At 71.2% G+C, this 18,382-nt stretch carries 18 protein-coding genes; 3 read left to right on the plus strand and 15 right to left on the minus strand.

Annotated features, from left to right (window positions below):
• Nucleotides 1-194: 194 nt before the first annotated feature.
• Both CSIV_RS06225 and CSIV_RS06230 read left to right on the plus strand, forming a co-directional pair.
• Nucleotides 195-1,622, plus strand: coding sequence for a dihydrolipoyl dehydrogenase family protein (locus CSIV_RS06225; RefSeq protein WP_077050521.1), 1,428 nt, complete (start codon nucleotides 195-197; stop codon nucleotides 1,620-1,622).
• Between the two features lie 93 nt (nucleotides 1,623-1,715).
• Nucleotides 1,716-2,231: a DUF1697 domain-containing protein gene (locus tag CSIV_RS06230; protein ID WP_077050522.1), complete on the plus strand. Its 516-nt coding sequence runs from the start codon at nucleotides 1,716-1,718 to the stop codon at nucleotides 2,229-2,231.
• 515 nt (nucleotides 2,232-2,746) lie between these two features.
• Here CSIV_RS06230 and purH read toward each other — a convergent pair.
• From purH to CSIV_RS06250, 4 genes are all read right to left on the minus strand, one after another.
• Nucleotides 2,747-4,357, minus strand: coding sequence for a bifunctional phosphoribosylaminoimidazolecarboxamide formyltransferase/IMP cyclohydrolase (purH, locus tag CSIV_RS06235; protein ID WP_077050523.1), 1,611 nt, complete (start codon nucleotides 4,355-4,357; stop codon nucleotides 2,747-2,749).
• A 56-nt stretch (nucleotides 4,358-4,413) separates the two neighbouring features.
• Nucleotides 4,414-5,013, minus strand: a complete 600-nt coding sequence (purN, locus tag CSIV_RS06240; RefSeq protein ID WP_077050524.1) for a phosphoribosylglycinamide formyltransferase — start codon at nucleotides 5,011-5,013, stop codon at nucleotides 4,414-4,416.
• Between the two features lie 5 nt (nucleotides 5,014-5,018).
• Nucleotides 5,019-6,509, minus strand: a complete 1,491-nt coding sequence (locus CSIV_RS06245; RefSeq protein ID WP_077050525.1) for a cell division protein PerM — start codon at nucleotides 6,507-6,509, stop codon at nucleotides 5,019-5,021.
• 126 nt (nucleotides 6,510-6,635) lie between these two features.
• Nucleotides 6,636-7,079 carry a nitroreductase family deazaflavin-dependent oxidoreductase gene (locus CSIV_RS06250; RefSeq protein WP_077050526.1) on the minus strand — a complete coding sequence of 148 codons (444 nt, stop codon included), beginning with the start codon at nucleotides 7,077-7,079 and terminating at the stop codon, nucleotides 6,636-6,638.
• Between the two features lie 63 nt (nucleotides 7,080-7,142).
• On the opposite strand from CSIV_RS06250, the gene CSIV_RS06255 reads away from it, so the two are divergent.
• Nucleotides 7,143-8,594 carry an NCS2 family permease gene (locus tag CSIV_RS06255; protein ID WP_083735015.1) on the plus strand — a complete coding sequence of 484 codons (1,452 nt, stop codon included), beginning with the start codon at nucleotides 7,143-7,145 and terminating at the stop codon, nucleotides 8,592-8,594.
• Between the two features lie 294 nt (nucleotides 8,595-8,888).
• On the opposite strand, the gene sucD is transcribed toward CSIV_RS06255, so the two are convergent.
• The 11 genes from sucD to CSIV_RS06310 all read right to left on the minus strand — a co-directional run bounded on the left by sucD (nucleotide 8,889) and on the right by CSIV_RS06310 (nucleotide 18,211).
• On the minus strand, nucleotides 8,889-9,791 hold the full coding sequence (sucD, locus tag CSIV_RS06260) for a succinate--CoA ligase subunit alpha (protein ID WP_077050527.1): 903 nt from the start codon (nucleotides 9,789-9,791) through the stop codon (nucleotides 8,889-8,891).
• Nucleotides 9,792-9,808: 17 nt separating this feature from the next.
• Entirely contained in the window at nucleotides 9,809-10,972 is a 1,164-nt protein-coding gene (gene sucC, locus CSIV_RS06265; protein ID WP_077050528.1) for an ADP-forming succinate--CoA ligase subunit beta, read from the minus strand.
• 84 nt (nucleotides 10,973-11,056) lie between these two features.
• Nucleotides 11,057-12,055 carry an endonuclease/exonuclease/phosphatase family protein gene (locus CSIV_RS06270; RefSeq protein WP_077050529.1) on the minus strand — a complete coding sequence of 333 codons (999 nt, stop codon included), beginning with the start codon at nucleotides 12,053-12,055 and terminating at the stop codon, nucleotides 11,057-11,059.
• Nucleotides 12,052-12,417, minus strand: a complete 366-nt coding sequence (locus tag CSIV_RS06275) for a response regulator (protein ID WP_077050530.1) — start codon at nucleotides 12,415-12,417, stop codon at nucleotides 12,052-12,054. The genes CSIV_RS06270 and CSIV_RS06275 overlap by 4 nt, the downstream gene beginning before the upstream one ends.
• Nucleotides 12,414-12,782 (minus strand): STAS domain-containing protein, encoded by a 369-nt coding sequence (locus CSIV_RS06280; protein WP_077050531.1) that lies wholly within the window; start codon nucleotides 12,780-12,782, stop codon nucleotides 12,414-12,416. Before CSIV_RS06280 ends, CSIV_RS06275 begins: the two co-directional genes overlap by 4 nt.
• A complete protein-coding gene (locus tag CSIV_RS06285) occupies nucleotides 12,769-13,200 on the minus strand; it encodes an ATP-binding protein (protein ID WP_077050532.1) in 432 nt (143 codons plus the stop codon). Before CSIV_RS06285 ends, CSIV_RS06280 begins: the two co-directional genes overlap by 14 nt.
• The gene (locus CSIV_RS06290; protein ID WP_077050533.1) at nucleotides 13,197-14,576 is read right to left on the minus strand and encodes a PP2C family protein-serine/threonine phosphatase; all 1,380 of its coding nucleotides are present in this window, start codon (nucleotides 14,574-14,576) and stop codon (nucleotides 13,197-13,199) included. The genes CSIV_RS06285 and CSIV_RS06290 overlap by 4 nt, the downstream gene beginning before the upstream one ends.
• Nucleotides 14,573-14,896, minus strand: a complete 324-nt coding sequence (locus tag CSIV_RS06295) for an STAS domain-containing protein (RefSeq protein WP_077050534.1) — start codon at nucleotides 14,894-14,896, stop codon at nucleotides 14,573-14,575. The genes CSIV_RS06290 and CSIV_RS06295 overlap by 4 nt, the downstream gene beginning before the upstream one ends.
• Entirely contained in the window at nucleotides 14,893-15,729 is an 837-nt protein-coding gene (locus tag CSIV_RS06300; RefSeq protein WP_083735016.1) for a dolichyl-phosphate beta-glucosyltransferase, read from the minus strand. Before CSIV_RS06300 ends, CSIV_RS06295 begins: the two co-directional genes overlap by 4 nt.
• Nucleotides 15,726-17,018, minus strand: a complete 1,293-nt coding sequence (locus tag CSIV_RS06305) for an oligosaccharide flippase family protein (RefSeq protein WP_077050535.1) — start codon at nucleotides 17,016-17,018, stop codon at nucleotides 15,726-15,728. The genes CSIV_RS06300 and CSIV_RS06305 overlap by 4 nt, the downstream gene beginning before the upstream one ends.
• Nucleotides 17,015-18,211 (minus strand): glycosyltransferase, encoded by a 1,197-nt coding sequence (locus CSIV_RS06310; protein WP_202969667.1) that lies wholly within the window; start codon nucleotides 18,209-18,211, stop codon nucleotides 17,015-17,017. The genes CSIV_RS06305 and CSIV_RS06310 overlap by 4 nt, the downstream gene beginning before the upstream one ends.
• Nucleotides 18,212-18,382 lie beyond the last annotated feature (171 nt).

Here is an 18,382-nt window from a genome sequence, read left to right on the forward strand (position 1 = left end):
ACCGGTTCAGGGACGTGAGTCAACCCTCGACGGTGCGGTCCGCGGGGGGCACCCCCGGGTTTGGGGCGCGTTTCTCCTCTTGGGGCGTGAAATTCCCCGCCCCGAACGCAATCTCGCGCCCCAAACCCGCACCGCCCCGCGGGGGTACACCGCAACCCCTCCCCCGTGTCGGTGGGCGCCGATACCGTGGGCGCATGAGCGAACGCGAATTCGACCTGATCGTCATCGGCGCCGGCCCCGTGGGCGAGAACGTCGCCGACCGCGCCGTGCAGGCCGGTCTCACCGCCGTGATCGTCGAATCCGAGCTGGTCGGCGGCGAGTGCTCGTACTGGGCGTGCATGCCGTCGAAGGCGCTGCTGCGCAGCAGTGCCGCCCTGCGCGCGGCCCGCGACGTCGACGGCGCGAAGCAGGCCGTGACCGGCGACCTCGACATCGCCGCGGTCCTCCGGCGCCGCGACTCCATGACCAGCAACTGGAACGACGCCGGGCAGGTCTCGTGGCTCGAGGGCGCGGGCATCGAGCTCGTCCGCGGCCACGGTCGACTCACCGGCGAGAAGACCGTGCGCGTCACCGCCGAAGACGGCACGACGACCGACCTCGTCGCCCGCCACGCGGTCGCGGTGTGCACGGGTTCCGCGGCGCTGCTCCCCGGCATCCCGGGCCTGGCCGACATCGAGCCGTGGACGAGCCGCGAGGCGACGGCGGCGCAGAGCATCCCCGGGTCGCTCGCGATCCTCGGCGGCGGCGTCGTCGGCGCCGAGATGGCGACGGCGTTCGCGAGCCTCGGCGCCGAGGTCACGATCATCGCGCGCTCCGGCCTCTTGGGCGGCACCGAGCCGTTCGCCGGCGAACTGGTCGCCGATTCCCTCCGCGCCCGCGGCGTCACGGTGAAGACAGGCGTGGATGCCACGGCCGCCCGCCGCGACGACGACGGACGCCGCGTGCTCGAGCTGTCCGACGGCACCGCCGTGACCGCCGACGAGGTGCTCGTGGCGACCGGCCGCGTGCCGCGCACCACCGACCTGGGGCTCGACACCATCGGCCTCGAGGAGGGCTCGTGGCTCGACGTCGACGACACGCTCCTCGTGCGCGGCTTCGACTGGCTGTACGCCGTCGGCGACGTGAACCACCGCGCGCTCCTCACCCACCAGGGCAAGTACCAGGCGCGCGCGGCGGGCGACGTCATCGCCGCACGCGCGCAGGGCGGCGAGGTCGACGACAGCCCGTGGGGAGCCCACGTCGCGACCGCCGACCACGACGCCGTTCCGCAGGTCACGTTCACCGACCCCGAGGTCGCGTCCGTCGGTCTCACCGCCGCCGCCGCCGAGAAGCGCGGCTTGAACGTGAAGGTGCTCGATTACGACCTCGCGCACGTCGCCGGGTCCAGCGAGCAGTCCGACGCCTACGTCGGCAAGGCCCGCGCGATCGTCGACCTCGACCGCGGCGTGCTGGTCGGCGCGACGTTCGTCGGCCCCGACATCGCCGAGCTGCTGCACTCCGCGACGGTCGCGATCGTCGGCGAGGTGCCGGTGAAGCGGCTGTGGCACGCGGTCCCGTCATACCCCACGGTCAGCGAGGTCTGGCTGCGCCTGCTCGAGACGCTGGGCCGCGACTCGGCGTGATCCGCGCGTTCGCGTGAGTCGCCAAGATATGTCGCCTCACCGCCCGCCCAGGCGACGATTCCTGGCGACTCACGCGAAGAGAAGGGAGTCAGGATGCCGAGAACGATCGCGCTGATCCGCGGTGTCGGCGGACCCACGGCGATGAAGATGCCCCTGCTGCGCGAGGTGCTGGCATCCGTGGGTCTCGGTGACGTCGTCACGCTGCAGGTGGCGGGGAACGTCGTTCTCGACGACGGCGGCCGCTCCCCCGACGAGATCGCCGGAACGATCCGGGATGCCGTGCGTGCGGCGTTCGGTCACGACCTGCCGGTGATCGTGCGCTCGCACGCCGAGCTCGCCGATGCGCGGGGGCGGAACCCGTTCGCCGACGCCTCCGAGGGGCGATGGGTGCAGACGGTGTTCCTCGATGCGGCACCCGCCGTCGCGCTGGAGGTGCCCGACGGCATCCCGGAAGAGGCCGTGCTCGACGGCCACGAGGTGTTCGTGCGCTACCCCGAGGGCATCGGCGGGTCGAAGCTGCAGGCCGGCTGGTTCGAGAAGCGCCTGGGCGTGACGGGCACCGCCCGGAACGCCAACACGATCGCGAAGCTCATCGCGCTGAGCGCCTGACGCCGCGCCGGCCGTCGGCGCGGCGGTCGCCATGAGCGCTGGCGTGTGCACGCTCTACCCCTGCTCCGCGCCCCGCTCCGCGCCCCCGCTGTGCCGCGGTTGCTGCTGCCCACACCGCGCGATAAACGCGATCCGCGACGATAAACGCGACGCCAGCGCGTTTCTGCGCGCGAATCGCGTTTATCGCGCAATCGGCCGCACCCGGACGCCTCGCTGCCCCGCGGCATCCCACCCGAGACGCATCCCGCCGAAGCGCACCGCGCGCGGTCGCCTGCTTCCGCCGTGTGCGGCGCCGCGCCGCGGCCCACCATCCGCCATAAACGCGATCCACGACCATAAACGCGGCGTCAGCGCGTTTATGCGCGCGAATCGCGTTTATCGCGACGAGCCGCCCCACCCCGCACCCCCACCCCGCCGCACACGCCCCGCCGCCCAAACCCCGCCGCACACGCCCGCCCGCACAAACGCCGCCGCCCCCGCAACCGAAGTCGCGGGGGCGGCGGGAACAGGGCGCGTCAGTGGAAGAAGTGACGCTCGCCCGTGAAGAACATCGTGACGCCGGCGGCGCGCGCGGCGTCGACGACCTCGGCATCCCGCACCGAACCGCCGGGCTGGATGATCGCCGAGATCCCGGCGTCGATCAGCACCTGCGGGCCGTCGGCGAAGGGGAAGAACGCATCGGATGCCGCGATCGACCCGGCCGCGCGATCGCCCGCGCGCTCGACCGCGAGGCGGCACGAGTCGACGCGGTTGACCTGGCCCATGCCGATGCCCACGGTCGCCGAACCCTTCGCCAGCACGATCGCGTTGGACTTCACGGCGCGGCACGCCTTCCAGGCGAAGATGAGGTTGGTCATCTCCTCGTCGGATGGGCGCTCGCCCGAGACGAGCTCCCAGTCCTTCGCGACCGACTCGATGTCGGCGGGGAAGCGGTCGGCATCCTGCAGCAGCAGGCCGCCCGAGACGAGACGCACGTCCATCGGTTCCTGGCGCCAGTCGGCGGGGAGCTGCAGCACGCGCAGGTTCTTCTTCAGCTTGAACACCTCGAGGGCTTCGGGCTCGAAGTCGGGCGCGATGATGACCTCGGTGAAGATGTCGCGGAGGTTCTCCGCCATCTTCAGCGTCACGGTGCGGTTCGCGGCGATGACGCCGCCGAACGCCGAGACGGGGTCGCACTCGTGCGCGCGCAGGTGCGCCGAGGCGATCGGGTCGAGCGCGTTGGGAGCGGCGACGGCGATACCGCACGGGTTCGCGTGCTTGATGATCGCGACGGCCGGCTTCACCATGTCGAACGCGGCGCGCAGTGCGGCGTCGGCGTCGACGTAGTTGTTGTACGACATCTCCTTGCCCTGCAGCTGCGTGGCCTGGGCGATGCCGTGGCCGCCCACGCGCGTGTAGATCGCGGCGCGCTGGTGCGAGTTCTCGCCGTACCGCAGGGTCGAGAGGCGCTCGGCCTGGATCGTCAGGTGCGCGGGCAGGTCGATGTCGTCACCGAGCGTGCCCTCGGCGAACCACGTCGACACCGCGGTGTCGTAGGCGGCGGTGTGCGAGAACGCGCGGGCGGCCAGCTCGCGGCGCTGCACGAGGTTCGTGCCGCCCTGCGTGCGCAGCGCGTCGATGATCGCGGGGTACGACTCGGGCGAGACCACGATCGCGACGTTGGCGTGGTTCTTCGCCGAGGCGCGCACCATGGCGGGGCCGCCGATGTCGATCTGCTCCACGACGTCATCGCCCTCGGCACCGGATGCCACGGTCTCGACGAACGGGTACAGGTTCACGACCACGAGTTCGAACGGGAGGATGCCGAGCTCGTCCAGCTGCGCCTCGTGGCCGGCCAGGCGCAGGTCGGCGAGGAGTCCGGCGTGGACGTTCGGGTGCAGCGTCTTCACGCGTCCGTCGAGCGACTCGGGGAAGCCGGTGACGGCGGAGACGTCGGTCACCTCGAACCCGGCGTCGCGGAGCAGCGTCGCCGAACCCCCGGTCGACACGATCTCGACGCCCGCGGACGCCAGCGCCTCGCCGAGCTCGAGCAGGCCGTTCTTGTCGCTCACCGACACCAGCGCGCGGCGGATCGGGACGACGTCACGGGGACGGTAGTCGGCGGGGTCGTGGCGGGGTCCGGCCATGGCTGCGGCTCCTGTGTCTCGTGGGATGCGGAACGCGGGCGACCGCCCGCGGGGGTTCAGGGGTGGCGGGATGCCGTGGCATCCAGGTCGAGGTCTCCCTCGGCGATCCGCCGGACGACGTCGATCAGCAGACGGCGTTCGACGGGCTTGATGCGCTCGTGCAGGGTGTCCTCGGTGTCGTCGGGCAGCACGGGGATGCGCTCCTGAGCGAGGATCGGACCGGTGTCGACTCCCGAGTCGACGACGATGACGCTCGCGCCGGTCTGGTCGACGCCGGCGCGGAGGGCGTCGCGCACCCCGTGAGCTCCGGGGAACTCCGGCAGGTACGCGGGATGGGTGTTGATGATCCGCGGCTCCCACTCGGCGACGAGGTCGGCGGGCAGCAGGCGCATGAGTCCGCTCAGCACGACGAGGTCGGGCTGCCAGACCCGCAGCTGCGCGCCGAGTTCGGCGCCCCACTCCTCGCGCGAGGAGAACCCGTCGAACGGGACGAGGAAGGTCGGGATGCTGAAGTGCTCGGCGTGGGCGAAGCCGTCGGCTTCGCGATCGGCACCGACCGCGATCACCCGCGCGGGGAAGTCGGGGGCGGCAGCCGCCTCGAGCAGGGCGCGGAGGTTGGAGCCGGTGCCGGAGATGAGAACGGCGACCGTGAGCACGGAGGTCAGTCTACGGGGCGCGCGTCCCGGCCATCGGTCGCGTCGGTTCCGGGCCCGTCGCGCCACTCGGCGGGCAGCGGCTCCATGCGCGACCACGCCTCGCGGATGCGGGCCTGGACGTCGTCATCGGTGTCGAGGGCTGCCGGGCGCTCGTCGGTGTCGCCGGGAACGGGCTCCGGTGCCCACGGCGCCGGCACTGCGGCCGTGAGCACGGCCTCGGACGGACGGTCGCGGAACGCCCGCGCGGTCTCGGGTTCGCGATCGGGGATGGCGGCATCCGAGTGGGCGCGGTGCGGGAGCGACGTCCGCGGGGCGAGGAGCAGGATCGCGAGGCCGACGAGCATCTCGAGCCCGAGGGCGAGCGCGAGGGGACCCGGCTGCGGTCCGGTCTCGGCCAGGCGCCCCGGTCCGATCGCGCCGCTGGAGAAGACCGCGATCAGCGCGCCGACTCCCCCGGTGAGCGCGGCCACCGCCACCGCGACGACCAGCCGCGGGGCGGCCGGTTCGTGATCCGAGCGCTCGGGCATCGACGAGCGCAGGATCCACCCCGTCAACGCTCCGACCGCGAGCGGCAGGAGCGCCAGGAGCAGGAGCCACGACGTCGTCGACTCGGGGACGATCCCGAGGATCGGGATGCCGGGAACCGCACCGACCTGCGTGGCGGCGGGGGTGACGGCGGTGTCGGTGCCCAGCGAGAACCCGGGGCCGGCGGCGAACGCCACGGCCCACAGCACCAGCGTCGGCAGGTAGACGAGCTGGCCGAGGGCGAGGACCGTGGCTCCGATGCCGTCGACGTTGCTGGCCTGGAACAGCGTGATGATCTGCGTGCCGCGCGCGAGGAGACCCGCGACCACGACGACACCGCCCACGGCGACGAGGCCCAGGGTCGTCAGCGCAACGCCCCGCAGGACGAGCCCGGGAACGGGCGCCCAGTCTCTCGGCATCCGCTCGATTGCCGCACGGAGGCGATCGACCGGCCCCTCGTCACCGACCCGCCAGGAGCCCACGACGGCGCCGACCAGCGACGGGACCGCGAAGATCAGCGACGGGAAGAGGATCGCCTGCCACGTCTCGAACGACACCAGCGGAGCGGCCGACGTGAGCGCGACCAGGGCGGCGACGGCGGCGAAGACCAGCGATCCGGAGAGCAATCCGGTCAGCGCGGCCCCCGATTCGGCGGCCCGGATGCCGGAGCGCGCGGCGAACAGGCCGGTGAACGCGGCGAAGGCCAGCGGCGCGAGGGAGAGGACGAAGGTCGCGAGCGAGGGGTCGACGCCGGTGGCCGCGAGGTAGGCATCGGGCAGGGTCACCGTGATCGGGACCAGATGCCCCAGGTGCCACACCGCCGCCGCCGTCGGCCACAGAGCCGACCAGTCGGCGTCGCCGAGGGCGACGACCCACATCAGCGCGAGAGGCGCGAGCACGACGGCGATGCCGACCGCGGCGGCCAGGAGCGCGTCGAGGGCGGCGAGGAGAGCGACGAGGAGACGATGCATGAGCGTCTGCGACCCTACCCGCGCTTCCCCGTCCGCGACCTCAGGCGCGGCGGGGTGCGCCGTCCCGTGCGCGAGTCGCCAGGATTTGTCGCCTCTGCGCGGTCCGAAGCGACAAATCGTGGCGACTCACGCGCCGGAAACCGGCTCCAGCACGAAGATCTCGATGCGGCGCTCGGTCTTCTTCTGGTACTCGTCGTAGTCGGGCCACACCGCCACGGCGCGCGCCCACCACTCGTCGCGCTCGGCGCCCTCGGCCTGGTGCGCCTGGTATTCGCGCTTGACGTCGCCGTCCTGCAGCTCCACCCGCGGGTTCTTCACGAGGTTGTGGAACCACGCCGGGTGCTCGGGAGCACCGCCCTTGGATGCCACGACGAGGTAGCGTCCGTCGTGCTCGACCCGCATGAGCGCGGTCTTGCGCAGGCCCCCCGTTTTTGCTCCGACGGACGTGAGGACGATGATGGGAACGCCCCGCAGTTCCGCGGCCTCCTGACCCCCGCTGGCCTCGAAGGTCTCGGCCTGCGAACGGGCCCATTCGCTGGTGCTGGGCAGATACTCTCCTGAGAGTGGCATGTCCCCCACGATAGGCCCGCTCCCCCTCCCCGGCACCGACTCTCCCCCTTTTCTGGAGCCCCCATGAGCACGCCCGCTCCCGAGACCACCGCCGCTCCCGCCCCGAAGAACGCCGTCGACCGGTTCTTCGAGATCACCGCCCGGGGTTCCTCGGTCGGCGCCGAGGTGCGCGGCGGCGTCGTCACGTTCGTGACGATGGCCTACATCGTCATCCTGAACCCGATCATCCTGTCGGGCACTCCCGACGTCGCCGGCAACGCGCTCGGCTTCCCCCAGGTCGCCGCGGTCACCGCGCTGACCGCCGCCGTCATGACGATGCTGTTCGGTCTCGTCACCCGCCTGCCGTTCGCCTTCGCCGCCGGCCTCGGGATCAACTCGTTCCTCGCCGTCGGAATCGTCGGCGGCGTGACCTGGCCCGAAGCGATGGGGCTCGTGGTCATCAACGGGCTCATCATCGTGCTGCTGGCGGTCACGGGTCTGCGCCGCATGATCTTCGAAGCCGTGCCGCTCGCACTGAAGACGGCGATCACCGTCGGCATCGGCCTGTTCATCGCCTTCATCGGTTTCGTCGACAGCGGCCTCGTGACCGCGACGGGGCTGTCGTCGCCGCCCGTCGGACTCGGTGTGCAGGGGTCGATCGCCACGATCCCGACCGCTCTGTTCGTGCTCACGCTCCTCATCACCGCCGTGCTCATGGTGCGCAAGGTCAAGGCGGCGCTGCTCATCGGCCTGCTCAGCGGCACCGTCATCGCGGTGATCGTGGAGGCCATCGCCCAGCTCGGACCCCGCTCGGCCGAGAACCCCGGCGGCTGGGGCCTCAGCGTCCCCACTGTTCCGACGCAGTGGGTCGGTCTCCCCGACCTGTCGCTCGTCGGCCAGGTCGACCTGGGCGGTGCCTTCGGCCGTATCGGCGTGCTCGCCGCGCTCATGCTGGTGTTCACGCTGGTGTTCACGAACTTCTTCGACGCGATGGGCACGATGACCGGTCTGTCCCGCGAGGCGGGTCTCGCGGCCCCCGACGGCACCTTCCCGCGCCTGCGCTCGGCCCTCATCATCGAGGGCATCGGTGCGGTCGCCGGTGGCGCGACCTCGTCGTCGTCGAACACGGTGTTCATCGAGTCGGGATCGGGCATCGGTGAAGGCGCGCGGACCGGACTCGCGAACGTCGTGACCGGGGCCCTGTTCCTGCTCGCGATGTTCTTCACGCCGCTGACGAGCATCGTCCCCACCGAGATCGCCGCCGCCGCCCTGGTGATCGTGGGCGCGCTCATGATGGGGCAGATCCGCCACGTCGACCTCAGCGACCTCTCGGTGCTGATCCCGGTGTTCCTCACCGTGACGGTAATGCCGCTGACCTACTCGATCGCCAACGGCATCGGCGCGGGCTTCGTCAGCTGGGTCGTGATCCAGGCGCTGTCGGGCCGCGCCCGCCGCATCAGTCCGCTGCTGTGGATCGTCGCCGCCGGCTTCGTCGTCTTCTTCGTCCGCGGCCCGGTCGAGGCCCTGCTCGGCTGAGCCCCGCGCCCGGAAGGGGCCTGGATGCCGCGGCATCCAGGCCCCTTCCTGTGTGCGCGTGCGGCGGTGCTCCCGGCTCACATGTCCAGGACACGCCGCATACCCCCGGCTCGACACGGCGTGTCTTGGACACTCGACGCCGCAACCTCGCGCCCGCCGCGCCGCCGCAACAGATCCAGTGTCCAAGACACGCGGCACGGCGCCGTCCGCGTGTCTTGGACACTCGACCGAGCACCATCGGGGAACGCGAAAGGGCCCGGATGCCATGGCATCCGGGCCCCCGCAAGTGAAGCGTCAGAGTGCTTCGATGATCTCGCGCATCAGGGCGGCGGTCTCGGACGGCGTCTTGCCGACCTTCACGCCGGCGGCCTCGAGGGCCTCCTTCTTCGCCTGGGCGGTGCCGGCGGAGCCGGAGACGATGGCGCCGGCGTGGCCCATGGTCTTGCCCTCGGGAGCGGTGAAGCCCGCGACGTAACCGACGACCGGCTTGGTGACGTTGGCCGCGATGAACGCCGCCGCGCGCTCTTCGGCGTCGCCGCCGATCTCGCCGATCATGACGATCGCCTTCGTCTCGGGGTCGGCCTCGAACGCGGCGAGCGCGTCGATGTGCGTGGTGCCGATGATCGGGTCGCCGCCGATGCCGATGGCGGTCGAGAAGCCGAGGTCGCGCAGCTCGAACATCATCTGGTAGGTCAGGGTGCCCGACTTCGACACGAGGCCGATCGGGCCCTTGCCGGTGATGTTCGCGGGCGTGATGCCGACGAGCGCCTCACCGGGGGTGATGATGCCGGGGCAGTTCGGCCCGATGATGCGGGTCTTCTCGCCCTTCGACTTCGCGTACGCCCACGCCTCGGCGGTGTCACCCACGGGCACGCCCTCGGTGATCACGACGAGCAGCGGGATCTCGGCGTCGATGGCCTCGACCATCGCGTCCTTCGTGAAGGCCGGGGGCACGAACGCGATCGACACGTCGGCGCCGGTCTCGCGGATGGCCTCTTCGACCGAGGCGAAGACGGGGAGCTCGACGTCTTTGCCGGCGGCGTCCTTGTGGGTGACGGTCGTGCCGGCCTTGCGGGCGTTGACGCCACCGACGACCTGCGTACCCGCCTTCAGCATGAGCGCGGTGTGCTTGGTGCCCTCGCCGCCGGTGATGCCCTGGACGATGACCTTGGAGTCCTTGTTGAGGTAGATCGACATGTTCCTGTCCCTATCCCTTACGCGTTGGCCAGTTCGGCGGCCTTGTCGGCGCCCTCGTCCATACCGGCGGCGAGGGTGACGAGCGGGTGGTTGGCGGCGGCGAGGATCTCGCGACCCTCTTCGACCTGGTTGCCGTCGAGACGGACCACGAGAGGCTTGGTGGCGGCGTCGCCGAGGATCTCGAGCGCCTTCACGATGCCCTCCGCGACAGCCACGCACGAGGTGATGCCGCCGAAGACGTTGACGAACACGCTCTTGACCTGCTCGTCGCCGAGGATGACGTCGAGGCCGGCGGCCATGACCGTCGCCGAGGCGCCGCCGCCGATGTCGAGGAAGTTGGCGGGCTTGACGCCGCCGTGGTTCTCACCGGCGTACGCGACGACGTCGAGGGTCGACATGACCAGGCCCGCGCCGTTGCCGATGATGCCGACCTGACCGTCGAGCTTGACGTAGTTGAGGTCGTGCTGCTTGGCCTTGGCCTCGAGCGGGTCGGCGGCATCCTTGTCTTCGAGCTCTTCGTGCTCGGGGTGACGGAAGCCGGCGTTCTCGTCGAGCGAGACCTTGCCGTCGAGGGCGATGATGTCGCCGTCCTCGGACTGGATGAGGGGGTTGACCTCGACGAGGGTGGCGTCCTCGCCCTTGTAGACGTTGAAGAGCTTGACGAAGACGTCGGCGACCTTGGGGGCCAGCTCGTCGTCGAACTTCGCGGCCTTGGCGATCTCGAGCGCCTTCTCGGGCGAGATGCCCTCGAGCGGGTCGACCTCGACGCGCGCGAGCGCCTCGGGACGCTCGACGGCGAGCTCTTCGATCTCCATGCCGCCCTCGACGCTGGACAGCGACAGGTAGGAGCGATTGGCACGGTCCAGCAGCACCGAGAAGTAGAACTCCTTGGCGATGCGGGCGCCCGCGGCGACCATGACGCGCTTGACGACGTGGCCCTTGATGTCGAGGCCGAGGATGGCCTGCGCGGCCTCGAAGGCCTCGTCGGGGGTCTTGGCGACCTTGACGCCGCCGGCCTTGCCGCGGCCTCCGGTCTTGACCTGAGCCTTGACGACGACGACGCCGCCGAGCTTCTCCGCGGCCGCCTTCGCCTCCTCAGGGGTGTCGGCGATGATGCCGGCGAGCACCGGCACCTCGTACTTTTCGAACAGGTCTCGTGCCTGGTACTCGTAGAGATCCACGGATGATCCTTCGCTGGGCGATCGGTGGTGGGAGGAGGCGGAAGATCTCTCGATATCAAGAGATCTTGCCAAGCGACAACCCTACTAGACCGGGCTGAACGAGCCGGACGCGGATACGTCCGGACGGAGGGGTTCCGGGATGCCGAGCTCCGCGACGAGTCGCGCGTGGTCGCTGCCGGCGCCGGGGACGGCGCGCAGGGAATCGACCTCGATGTCGCCGCCCGTGAGGACGTGGTCGAGGCGCAGCAGCGGGGGCAGGAAACGGTGACCGATCGGCCAGGTCGCGCCGGACCCGCGACCGACCGCGTCGAAGGCGTCGCGCAGACGCCCGCGCATCAGACGTCGGAAGGGGGCGTGATCGCCTGTCGCGTTGAAATCGCCGGCGAGGATGACGGGGCTCGCGTCGGCGTCGGTGAACGCGCCGAGCCAGTCCATCTGCCGTTCCCATCGGCGCACCTGCCCGAGGGTGAGGGGCGCCACGGTGTGCACGTTGACCACGCGCACCGGGCCGTGGGGTGTGGCGAGGTCTGTGCGGAGCATCGGGGATCCCGCCACGTCGAGCACCGCGTCGAAGACCACCGGGAGGCGCGAGAACGTCGCCGCCCCGTGGAACTCCGGTCGCGGCGCGACCCGCCGGTGCGGATAGGCGGACCACAGGCGCGACCGCCGCAGCACGGCGAGCACCTCGGGGGTGACCTCCTGGACCAGGACGACGTCGGCATCCTCGTCCGCGATCTCGTCGGCGAGCCGCGGGATGTCGGGGTTGCTGCAGAGCAGGTTGGCCGTCACCAGCCGGAGACGCAGGGAACCGTCCGCGACCGGGTGCGGCCTCCGACCGCCCCGGCCGCGCACCGAGACGAACACGTGGAGGGCCACGAGGGCGCCGGCGACGACCGAGAGAGCCCGACGTCGGGCCAGGGCCGCGACGAGGGCGACCGGATAGGCGGCGATCAGGAGGCGCCGTTCCACCCCGCGCACCCCGATCGCGAGAGGGATCCACCGCACGGGACGGACGCGGGCGCCGACGACGGCCAGGAGCGCGGCGACGACCATCCACCCGACCCGCGTGGAGGCCGAGGTCACCCGGAGCCTTCGGCGAAGATGCGCCCGAGGACCTCCCGCAGCGCTTCGGAGCTGACCGGCTTGGTCAGCCGTGCCGACAGGCGCTGCGACGCCTCGACCGGGATGCCCGAGTACTCGATGATGCCGGTGAGCAGGACGAACCGGGTGGATGCCGCTCCCCCGAGCACGTCGAGCAGCTCGGTGCCCGTGCCCGAGGGCAGCTGGAAGTCCGAGATGACGAGGTCGTACGTGCGCTCGCGCAGCCGCGCGGTCGCCTCGGGCACATCGGCTGCGGCATCCGTCGTCCATCCCTGGGCCCGGAGCATGTGCGTGAGCACGAGGCGGGTGACGGGATCGTCGTCGACGATGAGGGCGTCGCTCACCGGTCCTCCACCTCGTCGGCGGAGTCGCGCATCACGAAGATCTGGTCGAACTGGGTCAACCGGAAGACCCGCATCGCGTCGTCCGATCGGGGGCGGATCAGCGTCACCGATCCGCCGGTCAGACCGCGGTCGCGGCGGGCGCGCGCGAGCACGGCGAGACCGGCGCTGTCGACGAACGTGACGTCGGTGAGGTCGATGGTCAGCCGCGCCGCGGCGGCCACCTGGGCCGAGTCGAAGATCTGCCGCGCTCTCGGCGCCTCCACGGCATCCAGGCGTCCGGACAGCGCGAGCAACGCGTACACCTCGTCGACGTAGACCACGTCGATCCTCAGAGCGCTCTCGCCCGCCGCCTCAGTGCTGTGCATCGTCGCCCTCGATCTCCATACGTAGTTCCAGTTCGTTGACCGCTCCGACCCGCCGGTAGGACACCTCGGTGACGAGGGAGCGGATGATCGTGAGGCCGTACCCGCGTTCGCGGAGCGGTTCGGCCGGCAGGACCGCCGCGGTCGACGGGTCGAACGGCGCGCCGTGATCGGTCAGGCGCACGACGAGCGCGGCCGGACCGACTTCCAGCGCGAGACCGATCGTCGAGCCCTCGGGGAGCTCCCCGTGGTCGATGACGTTCATGCAGGCCTCGTGGACGGCGAGCTCGGCGCGCGGCAGGAGCACGGCCGCGGTCGCCGGATCGAGGTGCGCGAGGGATGCCGTGAGCCAGCCGCCGATCTCGCGGGTGGCCAGCGCGGTCGGTTCGAGCTCGAGGGTGGAGCGCACGGTGCCGGTCACGCGAGCGTCCTTCCGCGGCGGATGACCATCAGGGTGGCGTCGTCCGACGGTGCGGCACCGCGCGCGAAACCGTCGACGGCGCCGAACACGATCCGGCCGAAGTCGGTCGAACTGCGCCCGCGGGCCGAACGGCACAGTTCCGTGAAGCGGTCGTAGCCGAACTGCTCGCCGTCGGGATCCGTCTGCTCGGCCAGACCATCGGAGCCGATGACGAGCGTGTCGTCGACGCCCAGCACGGTGGTCCACACCCGGGGGACGCGACCGCGGATCACCCCGACCGGGGGCACGGATGCCTTGACGGCCTCGACCTCGGCGCCGCTGAACACCACCGGGGAGTGCCCGGCGTTGACGAGCGAGACCTCGCCGGTGTCCTCGCGGATCACGCCCACCGTCAGGGTGATGAACACGCCGACGTCGTCGAGATGGTCGAACAGCTCATCCTCGATGCGCTGGAACACGTCGACCACGGAGTCATCCGGGCGGGTGAGGAACGCGATCCGGCAGGCGGCGACGGCGCGCGTCATGAGCATCGCGGCCGGCAGACCCTTGCCGGCGACGTCACCGACGGCGAACCAGATCGCCCCGGTGGAGCGACCGAACACGTACAGGTCACCGCCGGTGAGAGCCGCGGGAACCGTGCGCGCGTACAGGTCCACGTCGGTCGACGGCGGCGGTTCGGTCGAGATCACGGATTGGGCGAGGACGGAGGCCAACTGGTGCTCGCGTTCCACGGCGGCGCGTTCGAACTCGTGGCGGTGCAGTTCCCGGAACGCGAGCATGATGCCGATCGCCGAGACGATCGCCTCGATGAGAGGCACGTCGAGGGTCGAGAACGGGCGGTCGGCCGACCGGAAGAAGGCGATGTGCTGCTCCGTCGCGCCGTCGGGATCGAGGACGCCGATCACGGCGGTGTCGGATGCCACGGCGCGGACGGCGTCGTCGGATGCATCCTCGAGCGCCGCGCGGACCAGACCCACGTGCGCGCCGAGATCGCCGTGGTCGCCGCGGACCAGGGCGACCTCGCGCCCCTCGAAGAACAGCACCTGCCGCGAGTCCGTGATCGACAGGGCGCGGTCCAGCAGCAGCGAGAGCGTGTCGTCGCCCGCCGCACCCCGCACGTTGATGCGCGCGAGCGCCTCGACGGCCAGTTGCCGGTCCTGGCTCGCGATGAGCGCCTCCGTGAGCGCCAGCTGCGTGGCCTGGAGCTCGGCGACCGCGTCGCGGACGACGCGCTCGGCGAGCGCCACGCGGTCATGGTCCTCGGCCGACGGGCTGCGCGTCGCCGCCGAGGCGAGCAGGTCGAGCGCGTTGTCCAGCGATCCGATCGCGGCAGGCGCGTTCCCCGCGGTGCGGGGGTCCGTCTCGTCGGTCCTCACGATGGGCCGTCCGCCGCCGACCGGATCGTGAACAGCTCGGCGAGGTCGGTGATCTCCAGGATCACCCGGACGGCGTCAGCGGGGTCCACGAGCACGACCTCTCCCCCGAACGCCCGCGCCTGCTTCTGCAGACGCACGAGCTCGGCGAGGGCCGTGGAGTCGAGGAAGGCCACCTGCGACAGGTCCATCAGGATGACGGGGTGCTCGGCGGTGACCAGCGGGTGCACGGCGGTGCGGAACCCGGGAGCCTCGTGGGCGTCGAAACGCCCGGCCAGGTACACCGTGCGGCGTGAGGGTTCGATCTCGGTCCTGACGATCATCGCGGGGTCCTTCCGTCGACTTCCGTGGGGGTGAGCGGTGTCGGGCGGCGCCGCTGCTCGCGGTACGCACCGCGCAGATCCAGGAATCGGATGCGGACGAGGTCGCGCAGGAACTGCAGCGTCACCTTCATGGCATCCACGGTCGAGCCGGGGGCGTCGTACCAGTCCACCGGCTCCTCCGCCACACGGTAGCCGAGCTTGTGCGCGAGGTAGAGGACCTCGAGATCGAACGAGAACCCGTCGACGACCTGCGTCGAGAAGAGCTTCTGCGCGGCGGGCGCGGTGAACAGCTTGAACCCGCACTGCGTGTCGGCGACGTCGATGCCGAACACGCGCGAGACGAGGACGTGCAGCCCCCCGCTGAGGATGCGGCGTCCCAGGCTCTTGTTGCTCACCGCCGCCCCGGCGATGGCCCGCGAACCGACGACGACGTCGAAACCCTCGGCGACGCGTGCGGCGAGCCGATCGAACTGCTCGATGGGGGTGGACTGGTCGGCGTCGGCGAACAGCACGAGACGCCCGCGGGCGGCGAGCATGCCCCGACGGACGGCGTCGCCCTTCCCGGCGTTGCGCGTCGCGGTCAGCAGCCGCAGGTTGGCGAAGCGCAGATCGCGGACGAGGGAGGCCGTGGCATCCGTCGATCCGTCGTCCGAGACGATCAGCTCCCACGGCTCGCCGCGCGCGCTCATGTGCGTGGCGATCGCGCCGATCGTCGGGAGGATGCGCCACTCCTCGTTGTACGCGGGGATGACGACGGTGACCGCCGGCTCCTCGGTCAGGGGCTCGGTGACCCACGCCTTGTACGCGCGGTACGCCGACATCGGTTCGCTCATGGGGTGCCTCCTGCCGTCGCCGCCCGTCGCGTCGCCGACGACGACACCAGCGCGTTCACCGCGAGCGCCACCAGCAGCACGGTCATCGCCACGCCCTGGGCGGCGATGAGGGATGCCATGTCGCGGTGCCACACCAGCAGCAGGATCACCTGCAGCACCGCCGCGCCGACGAGGATCCACGACTGACGGGTCCGCGACCGGGACAGGTGGTAGCTGGCGACGAGGTTTCCGAGGGCGAACAGGGTCGTGGTGAGGGCGTACGCCGCGATCGGCACGGACAGGCCCGCGTAGGCGGGCCCCAGGACCACGCCGAGCACCGGTCCGCCCCAGAAGAAGCCGCCGACGGCGCAGACGAGGCCGATGGCCGCGACGATGACCATGCCGTTGCGGAGCACGTTCGACGCATCCTGCCCTGCGGCGTGGCGGCGGACGGCGACGGGGAAGACCACCGTGGCGACCGACCACGCGAGGAAGAAGACGGCGCGGCCGACGAGGGCCACGGCCGCGTAGACGCCGGCGTCGGCCGGCGGGAACACGGCTTTGGAGATGAGGATGTCGCTGTTGTTGGCGATGATCTGGCCGATCAGCAGGATCGAGACCATCCCGGCGTAGGCCCGCACCTCGCGCGGATCGATGGTCCCGCTGACCGCGCCACCGCTCGCGCGGGCGACCATGCTCACGACCACGCAGGTCACGACGAACGACACGCTCAGCGCGACCGTCGCCCCGATGACGCCGAAGCCGGCCCAGACCAGCACGACCCCGAGTCCGACGCGCGTGATCATCTCGATCACGAACGACAGCGCGAGGGCGGGGAACGCCAGCCGCGCCTGCAGCGTGCCGCGGCCGACGGCCTGCACGAGCCAGAACGGCACGCCCGCCGCCAGCACCACGAACGGCCACGGCGAGGCCGTTCGGAACAGGTCCGACCACAGCGGGGAGCCGGCGGCGAGCGCGACGGCGGCGAGGACGCCGGACCACAGGGCGAGGCGCCGCAGCCGCCGTACGAGGGCATCGGAGTCGCCGGGGAATCCCGAGGCGTCCGCGCGGGCGACGAACCGGGCGGCGACCATCTGCAGGCACAGCGCGACGGAGGTCAGGGTGAACAGCAGCGTCACCATGAGGTTCGCGTCGGAGAACTCCGCCGGGGTCAGCACCCGACCGAGGAACAGATTGAGCGCGTAGTTGCCCGCGTTGGCCACGAGCATCGCGCCCGCGAGCATCGACCCGCCCGCGACGAGCCGGCGTGCCCCCGCCGGCGCGGTGTCCGCGCGACGCTCCTCGGTCACACCCGCCTCCGTGCGCGCAGGCGGTCGATGTGCGCGATGTGCCACTGAACGACCTCCGACATCGGCACCCCGCTGGCGGCGGCGTAGTTGCGGCGCCCGAGCATCTCCCGCCGCTCGGGGTCGTCGAGGACCGCGGCGAGCGCGTCGGCGAGACTCTCGACGTCGCCGGGCTCGAAGTAGACGCCCTCGAACCCCTCTTCCTCGATCACGTCGACGAGGTCGCCGATGCGCGGGAGGACGGCGGCACGTCCGTACTCGCCGGCCTGGTGGAGCACGCCGGAACTGCCGGTCGTGGAGGTGTACGGGAAGGCGACCACCGTGGCGGAGCCGAAGAGCGGCGCGACGTCCTCCTCGGCGATGTACCCCGGCATCTCGATGTTCGGCACGTCGGCGTACCGGGCGGCGGCATCGGCCATGTATCCGGGCGAGTTGGGGCTGTCGGTGCCGGCCAGGACGAGCTGCAGATCGTCGTAGCCGCGATCGAGCAGCAGACGATAGGCGTCCACGAGCAGGTCGACCGTCTTGTACGTGCCCCACTTGCCGAAAGCCATGATCGTCCGACGACCGGGAGGGATGCCGAACGACGGCTTGGCGATCTCCTCGAAGCTGCCGTGGGGCGCGAGCAGGGCGTTCGCGGCTCCGTAGCTGTCGCGGAGGAACTCGACGTAGCGGGGGATCGTCAGCGCGACGATGTCGGCGCGCAGCAGCGCCCGCGTGAGCAGACGCCCGGCGAGTGTCATGAGCCGCGCGGTGAGCGCGGAGCGGGCGAAGCCGGCGTCGCGCATGTCGACGTTGTCGGCGAGGTTGTGCAGGACCACCAGGGTGGGCACCCGCCGCGCGCGCAGCACGGCCGGGAGCAGGAGACCGAGGGCACCGGGGATCCGCCGGTCACCGAAGGTCGCGAACTGCAGGTTCAGGATCACCGCGTCGGGGAGGGTGCGGGCGACGGCCCGCGCGACCCGGACCACCGTGCGCGGGTCGTTGAAGGTCCAGCTCGGGACGAACGTCACCCCGTCGATCGGCGTCGGGGCCCCGGCATCCGTCTCGTCCGCATAGACGACGACGTCGCTGACCTCTTCGAGCCGGCTCAGATGCCGGACGAGGTGATAGCCGTATTCGTTCAGGCTGTTGCGGCCCGGGGGGAACGCCGTGACGACCCCGATACGCAGGCGCGCCGAAGAGATCTGCGACACTTCCGACTGCTGATCCACTATGGCTGCCCTCCACGTGTGAGGTCGACAGTACCTGGAACGGAACCTGCCTTGTCACCCCGCTATTCACCCCGCGCGGCGTTTCGGTTGACTTCTTGAGAGCGCTCCTGCACCGTTGAGCCATCGCGACCGCTCGGGAGTCGGCGCGCAGTC

It is taken from the genome of Microbacterium sp. CSI-V, assembly GCF_001984105.1.
Lineage (GTDB): Bacteria > Actinomycetota > Actinomycetes > Actinomycetales > Microbacteriaceae > Microbacterium.

What these genes read in the sequence shown, in the direction of transcription:
- CSIV_RS06230 (WP_077050522.1), top strand. Translation starts at nt 1,716, where the DNA reads ATGCCGAGAACGATCGCGCTGATCCGCGGTGTCGGCGGACCCACGGCG.
- CSIV_RS06300 (WP_083735016.1), bottom strand. Translation starts at nt 15,729, where the DNA reads ATGAGCGAACCGATGTCGGCGTACCGCGCGTACAAGGCGTGGGTCACC.
- CSIV_RS06245 (WP_077050525.1), bottom strand. Translation starts at nt 6,509, where the DNA reads ATGCATCGTCTCCTCGTCGCTCTCCTCGCCGCCCTCGACGCGCTCCTG.
- CSIV_RS06250 (WP_077050526.1), bottom strand. Translation starts at nt 7,079, where the DNA reads ATGCCACTCTCAGGAGAGTATCTGCCCAGCACCAGCGAATGGGCCCGT.
- CSIV_RS06255 (WP_083735015.1), top strand. Translation starts at nt 7,143, where the DNA reads ATGAGCACGCCCGCTCCCGAGACCACCGCCGCTCCCGCCCCGAAGAAC.
- CSIV_RS06280 (WP_077050531.1), bottom strand. Translation starts at nt 12,782, where the DNA reads ATGCACAGCACTGAGGCGGCGGGCGAGAGCGCTCTGAGGATCGACGTG.
- CSIV_RS06295 (WP_077050534.1), bottom strand. Translation starts at nt 14,896, where the DNA reads ATGATCGTCAGGACCGAGATCGAACCCTCACGCCGCACGGTGTACCTG.
- CSIV_RS06225 (WP_077050521.1), top strand. Translation starts at nt 195, where the DNA reads ATGAGCGAACGCGAATTCGACCTGATCGTCATCGGCGCCGGCCCCGTG.
- sucD (WP_077050527.1), bottom strand. Translation starts at nt 9,791, where the DNA reads ATGTCGATCTACCTCAACAAGGACTCCAAGGTCATCGTCCAGGGCATC.
- purH (WP_077050523.1), bottom strand. Translation starts at nt 4,357, where the DNA reads ATGGCCGGACCCCGCCACGACCCCGCCGACTACCGTCCCCGTGACGTC.